At 67.7% G+C, this 13,092-nt stretch carries 12 protein-coding genes; 6 read left to right on the top strand and 6 right to left on the bottom strand.

Features of this window, described 5'->3' with window-relative positions:
* Positions 1-3: 3 nt before the first annotated feature.
* The 4 genes from GON01_RS13895 to GON01_RS13880 are packed head-to-tail and all read right to left on the bottom strand — an operon-like array spanning position 4 to position 3,431.
* Positions 4-1,131, bottom strand: coding sequence for an inositol-3-phosphate synthase (locus tag GON01_RS13895; RefSeq protein WP_232328850.1), 1,128 nt, complete (start codon positions 1,129-1,131; stop codon positions 4-6).
* 10 nt (positions 1,132-1,141) lie between these two features.
* Positions 1,142-2,062, bottom strand: a complete 921-nt coding sequence (locus GON01_RS13890; protein ID WP_157027963.1) for a beta-xylosidase — start codon at positions 2,060-2,062, stop codon at positions 1,142-1,144.
* The gene (locus GON01_RS13885; RefSeq protein ID WP_157027962.1) at positions 2,059-2,835 is read right to left on the bottom strand and encodes a TIGR04290 family methyltransferase; all 777 of its coding nucleotides are present in this window, start codon (positions 2,833-2,835) and stop codon (positions 2,059-2,061) included. The genes GON01_RS13890 and GON01_RS13885 overlap by 4 nt, the downstream gene beginning before the upstream one ends.
* Positions 2,832-3,431: a histidine phosphatase family protein gene (locus GON01_RS13880; protein WP_181599986.1), complete on the bottom strand. Its 600-nt coding sequence runs from the start codon at positions 3,429-3,431 to the stop codon at positions 2,832-2,834. The genes GON01_RS13885 and GON01_RS13880 overlap by 4 nt, the downstream gene beginning before the upstream one ends.
* 197 nt (positions 3,432-3,628) lie before the next feature.
* Here GON01_RS13880 and GON01_RS13875 point away from each other — a divergent pair, with 197 nt between their 5' ends.
* Genes GON01_RS13875 through GON01_RS17365 form a run of 6 tightly spaced genes read left to right on the top strand, consistent with a single transcriptional unit; the run spans position 3,629 to position 11,159 of the window.
* Positions 3,629-4,741: an NAD-dependent epimerase/dehydratase family protein gene (locus tag GON01_RS13875; RefSeq protein WP_157028259.1), complete on the top strand. Its 1,113-nt coding sequence runs from the start codon at positions 3,629-3,631 to the stop codon at positions 4,739-4,741.
* Positions 4,738-5,796 (top strand): SDR family NAD(P)-dependent oxidoreductase, encoded by a 1,059-nt coding sequence (locus tag GON01_RS13870; RefSeq protein ID WP_181599985.1) that lies wholly within the window; start codon positions 4,738-4,740, stop codon positions 5,794-5,796. The genes GON01_RS13875 and GON01_RS13870 overlap by 4 nt, the downstream gene beginning before the upstream one ends.
* Complete coding sequence (locus GON01_RS13865; RefSeq protein ID WP_157027961.1) at positions 5,793-6,884, top strand: glycosyltransferase family 4 protein; 1,092 nt, start codon at positions 5,793-5,795, stop codon at positions 6,882-6,884. Before GON01_RS13870 ends, GON01_RS13865 begins: the two co-directional genes overlap by 4 nt.
* On the top strand, positions 6,881-7,993 hold the full coding sequence (locus GON01_RS13860) for a CgeB family protein (RefSeq protein WP_157027960.1): 1,113 nt from the start codon (positions 6,881-6,883) through the stop codon (positions 7,991-7,993). The genes GON01_RS13865 and GON01_RS13860 overlap by 4 nt, the downstream gene beginning before the upstream one ends.
* Positions 7,990-9,078: a CgeB family protein gene (locus tag GON01_RS13855; RefSeq protein WP_157027959.1), complete on the top strand. Its 1,089-nt coding sequence runs from the start codon at positions 7,990-7,992 to the stop codon at positions 9,076-9,078. The genes GON01_RS13860 and GON01_RS13855 overlap by 4 nt, the downstream gene beginning before the upstream one ends.
* Positions 9,075-11,159: a bifunctional glycosyltransferase/UDP-glucuronate decarboxylase gene (locus tag GON01_RS17365; protein WP_157027958.1), complete on the top strand. Its 2,085-nt coding sequence runs from the start codon at positions 9,075-9,077 to the stop codon at positions 11,157-11,159. Before GON01_RS13855 ends, GON01_RS17365 begins: the two co-directional genes overlap by 4 nt.
* Here the strand turns inward: GON01_RS17365 and fliS are convergent, their stop codons facing one another.
* On the bottom strand, positions 11,160-11,558 hold the full coding sequence (gene fliS / locus GON01_RS13845) for a flagellar export chaperone FliS (RefSeq protein WP_181599984.1): 399 nt from the start codon (positions 11,556-11,558) through the stop codon (positions 11,160-11,162).
* A complete protein-coding gene (gene fliD / locus GON01_RS13840) occupies positions 11,555-12,970 on the bottom strand; it encodes a flagellar filament capping protein FliD (RefSeq protein WP_157027956.1) in 1,416 nt (471 codons plus the stop codon). Before fliD ends, fliS begins: the two co-directional genes overlap by 4 nt.
* Positions 12,971-13,092: the final 122 nt, after the last annotated feature.

Raw genomic sequence — 13,092 nt, 5'->3', positions numbered from 1 at the left:
AGGTCAGTGCTTCACCAGCTCGCCGCGAATAAATTCCTCGACCGCGACATAGGCTTCGTCGTCGGTCATCTGCACCGGCGGGTGCTTGCAGAACCAGGCGGCGGCCGGAAGGATCGCGCCGCCGATGCCGCGGTCCTTCGCGAGCTTTGCGCAACGGATCATATCGATCGCGACGCCGGCCGAGTTCGGGCTGTCCTCGACCGACAGACGCAGCTCCAGGTTCATCGGCACGCCGCCGAACAGCTGGCCCTCCATGCGCAGGAAGCAGACCTTGTTGTCGTTCTGCCAGGCGACATAGTCGCTGGGGCCGACATGGATATTCTCATCGTCCAGCCGGCGCTGGGCGACCGATTGCACCGCTTCGGTCTTTGATACCTTCTTCGACGCGAGCCGAGCATGGTTGGCCATGTTCAGGAAGTCGGTGTTGCCGCCGGTGTTCAGCTGATAGGTCCGCTCCAGCTTCACGCCGCGCTTCTTGAACAGGTCGGTCAGCACGCGGTGGACGATGGTCGCGCCCAGCTGCGCCTTGATGTCGTCGCCGATGATCGGCACGCCGGCTTCCTCGAACCGCCGCGCCCATTCGGGGTCGCTGGCAATGAAGACCGGCATGTTATTGACCAAGGCGACACCGGCTTCGAGCGCGCATTCTGCATAGAATTCCGTGGCCTTCTGGCTGCCGACGGGCAGGTAATTGAGCAGCACATCGGCTTCGCTGTCGACGAGCGCCTGGATCACCTCGTCCTTTTCCGGCTCGGCCGCATCGGCGAGAAGGAAAGTGCGATCGTCGGGATAGCCCTCCATATGCTCGCCATAGCCGTCGAGAATCTTGCCCATCCGGACCTTGGCGCCGGTCTCTGGCACATGATCGCAAAAGGTCGCCGTGCAATTGGGCTTGGCGAAGATCGCCTCGTTGACGTCGCGACCGACCTTGCGGCGGTCGACATCCCAGGCGGCGACGACCTGGATATCGCTTGGGCGGTAGCCGCCAAGATCCCAGTGCATCAGTCCGATCTGCTCGTTGGCGCCGCCATTCTGGTAGTGGGCGATGCCCTGCACCAGCGAGCTCGCGCAATTGCCGACGCCGACGATCGCGGCGTTGATGCGGTGACGGGGGCTCGGCGCCATCAGCATGTCTTTCTCCTCAGCCGTTCGCCGCCGCCCGCATCGGCAGCGCCGGCGCGTAGCGTTCGATCATCTCCGCGCAGAAATCGGCGAAACCGGTCGGGTCGCGCGGCGCGCTGGTGTGGTGCTCGGCAATGCCCAGATGCTCGGGCGTGAAGCAGAAGGTGACAGTCGTCTCGAATTCGGCGAGCTGTTCCATCTGCCGGTCGAACCAGTCGAGCGCGTTCGGTCGGAAATAGTCGGCCCAACTCAAGCCCGTGCGCAGATGCCTGACCCCAAGCCGCTTCATCCACGCGACGGCATCGTCAAGTCGCGGGTCCTCGAAATGGAACCACTGCATCAGGCCCATCTTGTCGGCATGCCGGGCATAATGGTCGAGCGCGAGTTTCGGCGTACCGTCGGCCTTGATCAGGCCCATGTAGAAATGGCGATAGTAGCTGGAGCCCTCGGCCTCCTTGTGCCGCGTGGTCGCGCCCCATTCCATCGGCAGGTCGAACAGCGAGTACCAGAAGATGCGCGGCACCCGCCCGACCAGCAGCTCGGCGGTCCGGTCGACGCCGAACACCTGCACTTCTTCGGCGCCGAAGCTGCCGACCCCGACCTCCGTCACCCAAATCTCGTGATCGGGCACGACCGCCTCGATCTCGGCGACCTTGTTGGGCCAGTCGTGGATCGGCCACAGATTCCAGTCGAGCGGGAAACCGTGCAGCGCGACCACGTCGACATGGTCGAGCACGCCATAGCCCTGCAGCCGCTGGATGAAGAACGGATCGATCGGGGATATGCCGCCCAGCACGCGCTTCAAGCCCGGGTTGACCGCCTCGATCGCCTTGGCGGCGCCGATCGTCATCTCGGCGAAGCGCGTCCATTCGGGATCGATCTCCGGGTCCCAATGCGACTTGTTGTTGGGCTCGTTCCAGAGCATTGCCGCTTCGATCATTCGCGCCCCCTTTGAGGATAGACTGCGGTCGCGCCCCATTCCGCGTAGGGAATGTCGCTCACGCGGCAGAGATAGACTTCGTCTTCGGCATGGGTCTCGATGGCGAAGCCGGACGCGCGCAGCATCGCTTCGGTGCAGGCGCGGTTCGGCGCCCACCAGTTGGTCCAGTCATTCGCGTAGCGGTGCTCGATGAAGTGCAGCTTGGGATAGCCGCTTTCGAGGAACATCTCCGTCTCGGTGAACGGATAATCGTCCTCCAGCGGCAGCACCTGGCGCGAGCCGCGTTGCATCGACTGGAACAGCATCATGTCGCCGGCGACATGCTCGCGGATCAGGTCCAGCGCGAGCAACGGGTGGCGCAGATGGTAGAGCACGCCCATGAAAATCACGAGGTCGAAGCGCTCGCCCAGCCGGCCGACGTCATAGACGGACAGCTGCTCGAACGCGCATCCGGAAAAGCCGAGCTCCTCGGCGGCGAAGCGGGCCTGCGCCAGATAACGCTCGTCCTCGTCGATGCCGAGCACGCGGGCGGCACCCCGGCGCTTCATTTCAAACGAGTAAAAGCCGGCGTTGCAGCCGATGTCGAGCACGGTCTTGCCAGTCAGGTCGGTCGGCAGGGCATGCTGGAAGCGGCGGAATTTGAAGGCGGGATAGTCACCAAGAAAGTGATCGGGCGCGGTCCAGACGCCGCCCAACTCCAGATTGTGGAACCAGGGGCCGAGCTCCTCGATCCGCCGGCGCAACGCTTCCTCGCGGGGCTCGAGCAGGCTCATGCCGCCGCTCCCTCGTTCAGGCTCAGCAGCTTGCCGCCCCAGGCGCCGAACGACATGCGGCTGACCGACGCCGGGCCGATCTCGAACCGCCAGAAATTCGCGAAAGGCAAGCCCAGGACGCGACAGACCAGGGCGCGAATGACGTCAGCATGGCTGACCAGCAGGATCGTCTCGCCCTCGTGCCCGGCCGCCGCCTCCGAAACGAAGGCCTCGGCCCGGTCCGCGACTGCCGGCATGGCTTCGCCGCCCGGCGGCGTGGCGGTGTCGCGCCGTTCGTTCCAGCGGACGAAATCCGGCGTTCCTTCAAGATCGGCGATGCGCTTGCCGGTCCAGTCGCCCAAGTCGACCTCGTCGAGCGCGCCGACGGTGCGGACGGAGAAGCCATGCGGCCGCGCGATCGCGTCGGCGGTGCGCAGCGTGCGCTCGCGGGGCGAGGAATAGATGGCGGCGATCGGCTCGGAGGTCAGACGCGCGCCCAGCGCGCGGGCCTGCTCCTCCCCCGCTGCGCTCAGCGGCACGCCATCGGCCCGGCCGGTGAAGCGCTCGCCATAGTCGGTGTGCATTGCATGCCGGATCAGGAGCAAAGTCGCGGTCACGCGTGGTTTCCAAGCATCTACTTACCCTCGTTGTGCGAGCGTAACCGACGAGCCGGATCACGGTTCCGGTTCCGCCTGGTTCGCATGCGAAATGAATATCTTAGGGGAACTTAGATGATGATCCTTGGTTTGACCGGCGGAACGAAACGGGCGCGCATCGACGCATGCGAATGCCCGGCCTAGGAGCGAAACGCCCGATGCAGGAAAAGGTGCTGGTAACCGGGGGAGCTGGCTTCATCGGCCGCTTCGTCGCCGAGGAGTTGCTGCGCCGCGGCCATCAGGTCCGGGTGCTCGACAGCCTGATCGAGCAGGTGCACGGCGATTGCGAGCGGCCGGCGGGCTTGCCGGATGATGTCGAGCTGGTGCGCGCCGATATCCGCAACGGCGATGCCGTCACCAGGGCGCTGCACGGCATCGACAGCGTGATCCACCTGGCCGCCGAAGTCGGCGTGGGCCAGTCGATGTACGCGGTCGAGCGCTACACCTCCGTCAACGACGTCGGAACGGCGGTGCTGTTCGAGAAGCTGATCGAGCAGCCGGTCCGCCGCGTCGTCACCGCGTCCTCGATGAGCATCTACGGCGAGGGCCTGTACCGCGCTGCGGACGGCGCGCTTGTCGAGAAGGCAGAGCGCGGCGCCACCGCGAGCGGCAAAGGCGGCTGGGATCCGCTGGATGCACAGGGCCGCGCACTGACGCCGGTCGCCACCCCGGAGTGGAAGCGGCCGAGCCTCGCCAGCATCTACGCGCTGAATAAATTCGTCCAGGAGCGGACGACGCTGATCCTGTCCCAACCCTATGGGATCGAGGGCGTGTGCCTGAGGCTGTTCAACGTCTATGGCCCCGGCCAGGCGCTCTCCAATCCCTATACCGGCGTGCTGGCGATCTTCGCGTCGCGGCTGCTGAACGGCCAAGCCCCGATGATCTTCGAGGACGGCGAACAGCGCCGCGACTTCGTTTACGTCGGTGACGTCGCTCGCGCCTTCGCCGACGCGCTGGAGCTGCCGGGCATTTCGGGCGAGGTGTTCAACATCGGCTCGGGCCATGACCGCTCCGTAACGGAGGTCGCGACCGAGCTGGCGCGGGCGATGGGCAAGGACATCGCGCCCGAGATCGTCGGCAAGGCGCGGATCGGCGATATCCGCCACTGCTTCTGCGACACGTCGAAGGCAGCCGAACGGCTTCGCTTCCGCGCCCGGCAGGATTTCGGGGAAGGGCTGGCGGAGCTGGCCGAATGGGTCGCCGAGCAGACCGCCGTCGACCGCGTCGATGAGGCGCGCGCCGAGCTCGAAGCACGGGGACTGGTCGCGTGAACGGCCCGGTCCTGGTGACGGGAGGCGCGGGTTTCATCGGCTGCAACATCGCCGACCGGCTGGCGCGCGACGGTCATGACGTCATTATTCTTGACGCCCTCGCCCGCGCCGGCGTCGACACCAACCTCGACTGGCTGAAGCAGCGGCACGGATCGAAGATCCAGGCGATCATCGCCGATGTCCGGGATGAGGAAACGGTGGCAAGGGCCGTCCGCGACGCAGGCGCCGTGTTCCATATGGCGGCGCAGGTGGCGGTCACGACCAGCCTGGTCGACCCGATCGACGATTTCCAGGTCAACATCCGCGGCACGCTGACGCTGCTGGAGGCGGTCCGGCGGCGGAGTGCCAATGTGCCGGTGATCTTCGCGTCGACCAACAAGGTCTATGGCGACCTGGCCGACATCCAGCTGGAGGAAGACGACGACCGCTGGATGCCGGCCGATCCGGACGTGCGCGCGCACGGCATTTCGGAAGAGCGGCCGCTCGACTTCCATACGCCCTATGGCTGCTCGAAAGGAGCGGCCGACCAATATGTGCTCGACTATGCCCGCAGCTACGGCCTGCCGACGGCGGTGATCCGCATGAGCTGCATCTACGGCCCGCGCCAGATGGGGACCGAGGATCAGGGCTGGGTCGCGCACTTCCTGATCCGCGCCTTGGAAGGCCGGCCGATCACCATTTACGGCGACGGCAAGCAGGTCCGCGACGTCTGCCATGTCGACGATGCGGTCGATACCTACCTCGCCGCCCTGGCTGCGATTGACCGGGTGAAGGGCCGGGTCTTCAACCTTGGCGGCGGCCCGGACAATGCGATCAGCCTGAGGCAATTGCTGCGACACATCGAGACGCTGACCGGCCGCCCGCCCGAGACGCGGTTCGAGGGCTGGCGCGCCGGCGACCAGCGCTATTTCGTCGCAGACGCCCGTCTGGCCCGGTCGACCCTGGGGCTAGGCGCGCCGCGGCCGTGGCAGCAGGGCATCGCCGAGCTGGCGGAGTGGCTGGCCGAGGCGCGCGGGCTTGAGGTTCATGCGGGCCATATGGAGGCCGCGGAATGAGACGGCTGCTGATCACGACCGATACCGTGGGCGGCGTCTGGCAATATGCGACCGACCTGGCGGGAGCCTTGGCCGAACACGGCATCGAGCCGGTGCTGGCCACGATGGGGCCGCGGCCGACGGCACAGCAGCGCGCCGCGCTGGCCGAGGGCGTCGAGCTGGTCGAGACCGACCTGTCGCTCGACTGGCTCGCCACCGGACCGCACGAAGTCACCGATGCTGGCGAAGGGATCGCCCGGCTGGCGGACGTCTATCGCGCCGACATCGTCCAGCTGAACGCTCCGGCCTTGGCGGCCACGGTGCGCTTCGACCAGCCCGTGGTGGCCGTCGCTCACAGCTGCGTTGGCAGCTGGTGGCAGGCGGTCCGGGGCGGCTGCATGGACGGCGACCTCAGCTGGCGCGCGGAGCTGACCGGTGCCGGCCTCCACGCCGCCGATCGCGTCGTCGCGCCCAGCGGCGCCTTCGCGACGATGCTGCAGCAATGCTACGACCTTCCGCGACCGCCCGTCGTGGTGCGCAACGGCCGCCGGCCGGCGGGACTGCCGCCAAGCGCGCAGCAGGATATCGGCTTCACGGCAGGGCGACTGTGGGACGAGGGCAAGAATCTCGCGACGATCGATCGCGCCGCGGCGCTGGCCGCCAGCCGGATCGTTGCGGCAGGTCCGCTTGCCGGTCCCAATGGAACCGCGATCGCGCTCGATAACGTCGAAACGCTCGGCAGCCTGTCCGACCACGACATCGCCCGGCGGTTTGCCGCACGGCCGGTGTTCGTCTCCGCGGCGCTCTATGAGCCGTTCGGGCTGGCGGCGCTGGAGGCGGCGCAGGCCGGCTGCGCGCTGGTGCTGTCCGACATCCCGACCTTTCGCGAGCTGTGGGACGGCGCGGCCTGGTTCGTCTATCCGCACGATGCTGCCGGCTTCGCGCATGCGATCGACACCGTCATCGGCGATCCCGAATTGCGGTCCCGGCTGGGCGAGGCGGCGCGCGAACGGGCCGGCGACTACACCGTCGATCGGATGGCGGCAGGCATGCTCGCGCTGTACCGTGAGCTGCCGGTCCGCGCCGCGCCGGAGCTCGTCGCCGCATGAGGATCGCCTATTTCACCCATTCGCTGGCGAGCTGCTGGAACCATGGCAACGCGCATTTCCTGCGCGGCGTGCTGCGCGAGCTGCAGGCGTTGGGACACGAGGTGCGGGCATTCGAGCCCGAAGGCGCCTGGAGCCTTCAGAACCTGCTCGCCGATCATGGCGATGCCGGGCTGGACGCGTATCGCGCCGCCTATCCGGACCTCCATTCCACTGTCTTCACGGCCGAGGACGATCCCGCCGATCTGATCGACGGCGCGGACCTGGTGATCGTGCACGAGTGGAACGATCCCGGGCTGGTCGCTGTCCTCGGCAAGGCACGCGCGCGGGGCGGCCGCTTCACCCTGCTGTTCCACGACACGCATCACCGCGCAGTCAGCGAGTCCGAGGCGATGCGCGCCTACGACCTCTCCGCCTATGACGGGGTGCTTGCCTTCGGAGAGACGCTGGCGGCGGTGTATCGTGGCTGGGGCTGGCGAGACCGCGTCTTCGTCTGGCACGAGGCGGCCGACACCCGGCTGTTCCACCCGCCGGCCAAGGAAGCACCGCGCAACGGTCTGGTCTGGATCGGCAATTGGGGCGACGGCGAACGCTCGGCCGAGCTGGAAGATTATCTGTTGCGGCCCGCGGCCGAGGCCGGCGTGCCGCTCGACATCTACGGCGTGCGCTATCCGGCCGAAGCGCTGGCGGCGCTGGAGCGGCACGGCGCCGCGTATCGCGGCTGGCTGCCCAATGCGCGGGCTCCGCAGATCTATGCCCGGCATCTGGCGACCGTGCACGTGCCGCGCCGCTTCTACACCGCGCTGCTGCCCGGCATCCCGACCATCCGCGTGTTCGAGGCGCTGGCCTGCGGCATCCCGCTGGTCTGCGCGCCGTGGGACGATGCGGAGCGCCTGTTCCAGCCGGGCGACGATTATCTCGTCGCGCAGGACGGTGACGAGATGACTCGCCACTTGCGCGCGATCCGCGACGACGCGGACCTGCGCGCCAGCCTGGTCGCGAACGGCCTCGCCGCGATCCGCGATCGCCACAGCTGCGCGCATCGCGCGCGGGAGCTGATCGATATCGTCGCGCAGCTCGCCGCGCCCACCCTGATGAAAGCCATCGCATGAAGATCGCGTTTTACGGATCTAGCCTGGTGTCCTCCTATTGGAATGGCGCGGCGACATATTATCGGGGGCTGCTGCGCGACCTGGCGGCGCGGGGGCATGACGTCACCTTCTACGAGCCGGACGCATTCGACCGGCAGCAGCATCGCGACATCGAGCCGCCCGACTGGGCGCGATCCGTCGTCTATCCGGCGACGGAGGAAGGGCTCGCCAGAGTGCTGGCCGAGGCGCGGCACGCGGACGCGGTCGTCAAGGCAAGCGGCGTCGGCGTGTTCGACACCGAACTGCTGGAGGGCGTGATCCGCAACGGGGCCTCGCACGCGATCCGCATTTTCTGGGATGTGGACGCGGCGGCGACGCTGGACGAGATGCGCGGACAGCCGGACCATCCGTTGCGCGCGACGCTGAAGCAGCTCGACCTGGTCTTCACCTATGGCGGCGGCGATCCGGTGGTGGAGGCCTATCGGGGCTTCGGCGCGCGGCGCTGCGTGCCGATCTACAACGCCCTCGATCCTGCCACGCACCATCCGGTCGCGCCCGAGCCGCGCTTTTCCGCCGACCTCTCTTTCCTCGGCAACCGGCTGCCCGACCGCGAGGCCAGGGTGGAGGAGTTCTTCCTGAGGCCGGCGGCAAGCCTGCCGGACCGATCTTTCCTGATCGGCGGCAATGGCTGGCAGTGGAAGGAGCTGCCGGCGAACGTGCGTCACCTGGGGCATGTCGGCACGGCCGAGCACAATGCGTTCAACTGCACGCCGCTTGCCGTGCTGAATGTCGCGCGCGATTCGATGGCCGACATCGGCTTTTCGCCCGCGACCCGCGTCTTCGAGGCGGCGGGCGCCGCGGCGTGCCTGATCACCGACGCCTGGGAAGGGATCGAGCTGTTCCTGAAGCCGGACGAGGAAGTGCTGGTCGCCCGCGACGGGCAGGACGTGGCCGAGCATCTGCGCGCGCTGACGCCGGCGCGCGCCAACGAGATTGGAGAGGCCGCGCTCGCCCGCGTGCTCGCCGAGCACACCTACACCCTGCGCGGCGCGCAGGTGGACGCGATCCTCGCCGAAGAGGTCGGCCAGATGCGGAGCGTCGCATGAAGCTGGTCGTCCTCGGCCTGACCCTGTCCTCTTCCTGGGGCAACGGGCATGCGACCACCTACCGCGCCCTGCTGAAGGCGTTTGCGGCGCGGGGGCACGAAGTGCTTTTCCTGGAACGCGACAAGCCCTGGTACGCAGCGCACCGGGACTTGGGGGATGTGGATTACTGCACGCTCGCCTTCTACGACTCGCTCGCGGACCTGGACCGTTGGCACGGCGAGATCGCGGCGGCGGACGCGGTGATCGTGGGCTCCTATGTGCCGGACGGCGTCGCGGTGGGAGCCTATGCGCAGCGCACCGCCAGGGGCGTCACCGCCTTTTACGACATCGACACGCCGGTCACGCTTGCGAAGCTGGAGCGCGGCGATTTCGAATATCTGTCGCCGGCGCTGATCCCCGGCTATGGCGTCTATCTCTCCTTTACCGGCGGGCCGACGCTGCGGCACATCGAGGAACGCTACGGGTCGCCGGCGGCGCGCGCGCTCTATTGCTCGGTCGATCCCGACATCTACCGGCCGATCGAGGCGGAGAAGCGCTGGGACCTCTCCTATCTCGGCACCTACAGCCCGGACCGACAGGCGGTGCTGGAAAAATTGCTGATCGAGCCGGCGCGGCGCTGCCGGGCGCGGCGGTTCGTCGTCGCCGGCCCGCAATATCCCGCGGACATCGACTGGCCCGCCAATGTCGAGCGGATCGAGCATGTGCCGCCAGCCGGCCACCCGGCCTTCTACGCCGCATCGCGGTTCACGCTGAACGTCACGCGCGCCGACATGGTCAAGGCCGGCTGGTCGCCTTCCGTCAGGTTGTTCGAGGCCGGCGCCTGCGGGACGCCGATCATCTCCGACCGCTGGGCAGGACTCGACCGGCTGTTCGCGCGGGGAACCGAGATCGTGCTGGCCGATACCGTCGACGATGTGGTCGCGGCGCTCGGTACCGACGCCGGAGCGGTCGGCGCGGCGGCGCGCGAACGGACGCTCGGCGGCCACACCGCCGCCCACCGGGCCGCCGAGCTGGAAGGGCACCTGGATGAAGCAGCGAGTCGCAAGAACAACAAGCGGAGCAGGACGATGAAAGCGAAGAAAACCGCGCTGGTCGCCGGCGGCGCCGGCTTCATCGGCTCCCATATCTGCGACCGGCTCATCGAGGACGGCCTTCATGTGCTGTGCTTCGACAATCTCCAGACCGGGCGCGAGGAGAATATCCGGCACCTGCGGCGGGAGCCGCGATTCGACTTGATCGAGGGTGACGTGACGGACGCGCTGCCGGCGGCGCTGACGCGGAGCGCGCGCGGCCTGGCGCTGGTGTACGACCTCGCCTGCGCAGCCTCCCCGCCCCATTACCAGGCGGATCCGGAACACACGATGCTGACCAACGTCGTCGGCGCGTCCCACCTGCTGCGGCTGGCGGAGCGCGCCGGCGCTCGCTTCCTGCTGTCGTCGACCAGCGAGGTCTATGGCGATCCGGAGATGCACCCGCAGCAGGAAAACTATCGCGGCTGGGTCAACTGCACGGGCCCGCGCGCCTGCTACGACGAAGGCAAGCGCGCGGCGGAGACGCTGGCGTTCGACTTCGACCGGCTCGGCCGCGCCGAGGTGCGCGTCGCGCGCATCTTCAACACCTACGGCCCCCGGATGCGGCCGGACGACGGGCGGGTCGTGTCGAACCTGATCTGCCAGGCGCTGTCGGGCGACGACATCACCATCTATGGCGACGGCAGCCAGACGCGGAGCTTCTGCTATGTCGACGACCTGGTCGAGGGCCTGATCCGCCTGTCGCGCTACGAAGGCGCGCAGCCGGGGCCGGTCAACCTCGGCAATCCGATCGAGCTGACGGTGTCGGAACTGGCCGAGCGCGTGGTCGCGCTGACCGAAAGCGATGCCGATCTCGTCTATCGGCCGCTCCCGGTCGACGACCCGCGGCGGCGCCGGCCGGACATCACCAAAGCGCACAAACTGCTGGGCTGGCAGCCCGAAGTCGATCTCGAGGAAGGGTTGGAGCAGACCGTCGCCTGGTTCGCCCGCGCGATTGAACGCCCGCGCCGCGCCGAGCTTCGGATGGAGGCGACAGTCGCGGCGGAGTGATCAGCTCCGTCCGATCGCCTTCCAGCTGTCGGCAATCTCGCCGACATTGGCGACGACGTCACGTACCAGGGCGGCATTGGCCTCGATGCTGGCGCGCATCACTGCGTCGCGACAGCCGCGATAGAAGCGGGAGAGGGCTTCAGCCACCGACGCGCCTTTGTCGAAATCGAGGCCGGACTCCAGCGCGAACAGCAGCGCGATTGCCTTGGTGAGGCGCGCGTTCTTCGCCGCGTGGTCGCCTTCGTCGATCGCCAGCGCACCCAGCCGCAGCTCGCGCAGCAGGTCCTCGTAGAGGATCGCGATCAGCTGGTGCGGCGACGCGCCGCCGGTGCGGCTGGCCACATCCACCGACCGGTAGGTCTCGCGCGGATCGCGATGAAGGCGCGACGCATAGCTCACGCGCTCTTCGTCCAGGATGCGACCTGCTGCTGGAGGAAGCTCTGCGTCGCCTTATAGGCGGACACGCGCGCATCCATGCCGGCATATTGCAGCGTCAGCCGCTGAGTCAGGGTTTCGGTATCCGTCTGGATCTTCAGCTCCTGCTCGGAGATGTCCTTCTGCTGCCGGGTATAGCCGCTCTGGCTGGAGGTCAGCGCGCCGCCCGGGCCGGTCAGCGACAGCGAAATCTGGCGCAGCGCCGATCCCAGGCCGACGTTCAGCATCTTCTCCACGGCCGGACCCGAATTTGCCAGCGCGCGCTGCAAGGTAGCCGCGTCGAGCGAGAGGGTGCCGTCGCGATTGGTCTTCACGCCCAGCTCGGCGAGCGTCTTCGGCTCGCCATCGGCCGCGCCGGCGTTGATGTCCCTGCCGGTCAGCTCGCGCAGCTGACGCATCAGGTCCTTCGCGCCGGCGTCGGCCTTCAGCACGCCGGACGTCGCGTTGGTGTCGTCCTTCGCGATGTTGATCAGCTGGTTGTAGGTCTCGATAATGTCGTTGACCGCCTGGCTCAGCGCCGCGGTGGGCGGCGAGGTGTTGATCGCGATCGTCTGGCCCGGCGCTTCCTTGATCAGGTCGAGCTTCACGCCCGGGATCAGGTCGCTGAACGTGTTGGTGGGGCGGAGCACATCGACCCCGTCGAGCGCGACCAGCGCGTCGTTGGACTTGCGCGTCAGCGTCATGGCCTGGGCGCCAGTGTTGAAGGCGAGCGCCGACAGGCCCGGCGCCCCGGCATCCTCCGCCACGCCAATCGTGAACGCCTGGTCGGCACCGGTCTGGCCCTTGATCGACAGGCGCGATCCGGTCGAATCGGTGATGACGGTCGCCGTCACGCCCGCCTTGGCCGCGTTGATTGCGCTGGCGATGCCGGCAAGGCTGTTCTGGCCGTCGCCGATCGTCACCACCACCGGCGTCGCGCCCGATTTGGGCGTGAAGCCGGTCGGCACGTCGCTGCCGTCATAGGTCGCGGTGCCGAGCGTGATCGTCAGCGTTCCCTTGCCGAACGCGGCCGCGGCATCGGCAACCGAGCCCGAGGTGACGACCTGCGCATTGGCGAGCTTCTTGACCTCCAGGCTGGCGGACAGGCCGCTGATGCTCGCCCCCGGCAGCAGTCCGACATTCAAGACCGACGTGTCGGAGCTGACCGGCTGGGTCGCCAGCGAGCCGCCGGAGACGAGGCTGGTCAGCGCCGTGGAAAAGCCGGTCAGGCCGGAGCGGAGCTGCGACAGCGCCGAAATCTGCGCGGCAAGTGTATCCTTGCGCGCGGTGAGCGCCTTGGTCTTGGCACCGAATTGCGCGTCGACGAGCGAGGCCACCAGCGCCTTGGTGTCGATGCCCGACCCGGCGCCAAGCGTTACTGCAATCGAGTCGGCCATGTTCGTCTCCTGAATGCATAATCGGCCGATTGCGCCCGGACTTTAGCTCTCCATCGTCATCCCGGCGAAAACCCGGACTGCCTTGCTTCTTTGTGGAGAAAGGCGGTCCCGGCTCAAAGCCG

This window comes from Sphingomonas horti, assembly GCF_009753715.1.
Classification (GTDB): Bacteria; Pseudomonadota; Alphaproteobacteria; order Sphingomonadales; family Sphingomonadaceae; genus Sphingomonas_B; species Sphingomonas_B horti.
This window is presented reverse-complemented; position numbering and strand designations above follow the sequence as displayed.

What these genes read in the sequence shown, in the direction of transcription:
- GON01_RS13860 (WP_157027960.1), top strand. Translation starts at nt 6,881, where the DNA reads ATGAGGATCGCCTATTTCACCCATTCGCTGGCGAGCTGCTGGAACCAT.
- GON01_RS13865 (WP_157027961.1), top strand. Translation starts at nt 5,793, where the DNA reads ATGAGACGGCTGCTGATCACGACCGATACCGTGGGCGGCGTCTGGCAA.
- GON01_RS13855 (WP_157027959.1), top strand. Translation starts at nt 7,990, where the DNA reads ATGAAGATCGCGTTTTACGGATCTAGCCTGGTGTCCTCCTATTGGAAT.
- GON01_RS13890 (WP_157027963.1), bottom strand. Translation starts at nt 2,062, where the DNA reads ATGATCGAAGCGGCAATGCTCTGGAACGAGCCCAACAACAAGTCGCAT.
- GON01_RS17365 (WP_157027958.1), top strand. Translation starts at nt 9,075, where the DNA reads ATGAAGCTGGTCGTCCTCGGCCTGACCCTGTCCTCTTCCTGGGGCAAC.
- GON01_RS13875 (WP_157028259.1), top strand. Translation starts at nt 3,629, where the DNA reads ATGCAGGAAAAGGTGCTGGTAACCGGGGGAGCTGGCTTCATCGGCCGC.
- fliD (WP_157027956.1), bottom strand. Translation starts at nt 12,970, where the DNA reads ATGGCCGACTCGATTGCAGTAACGCTTGGCGCCGGGTCGGGCATCGAC.
- GON01_RS13885 (WP_157027962.1), bottom strand. Translation starts at nt 2,835, where the DNA reads ATGAGCCTGCTCGAGCCCCGCGAGGAAGCGTTGCGCCGGCGGATCGAG.
- GON01_RS13895 (WP_232328850.1), bottom strand. Translation starts at nt 1,131, where the DNA reads ATGCTGATGGCGCCGAGCCCCCGTCACCGCATCAACGCCGCGATCGTC.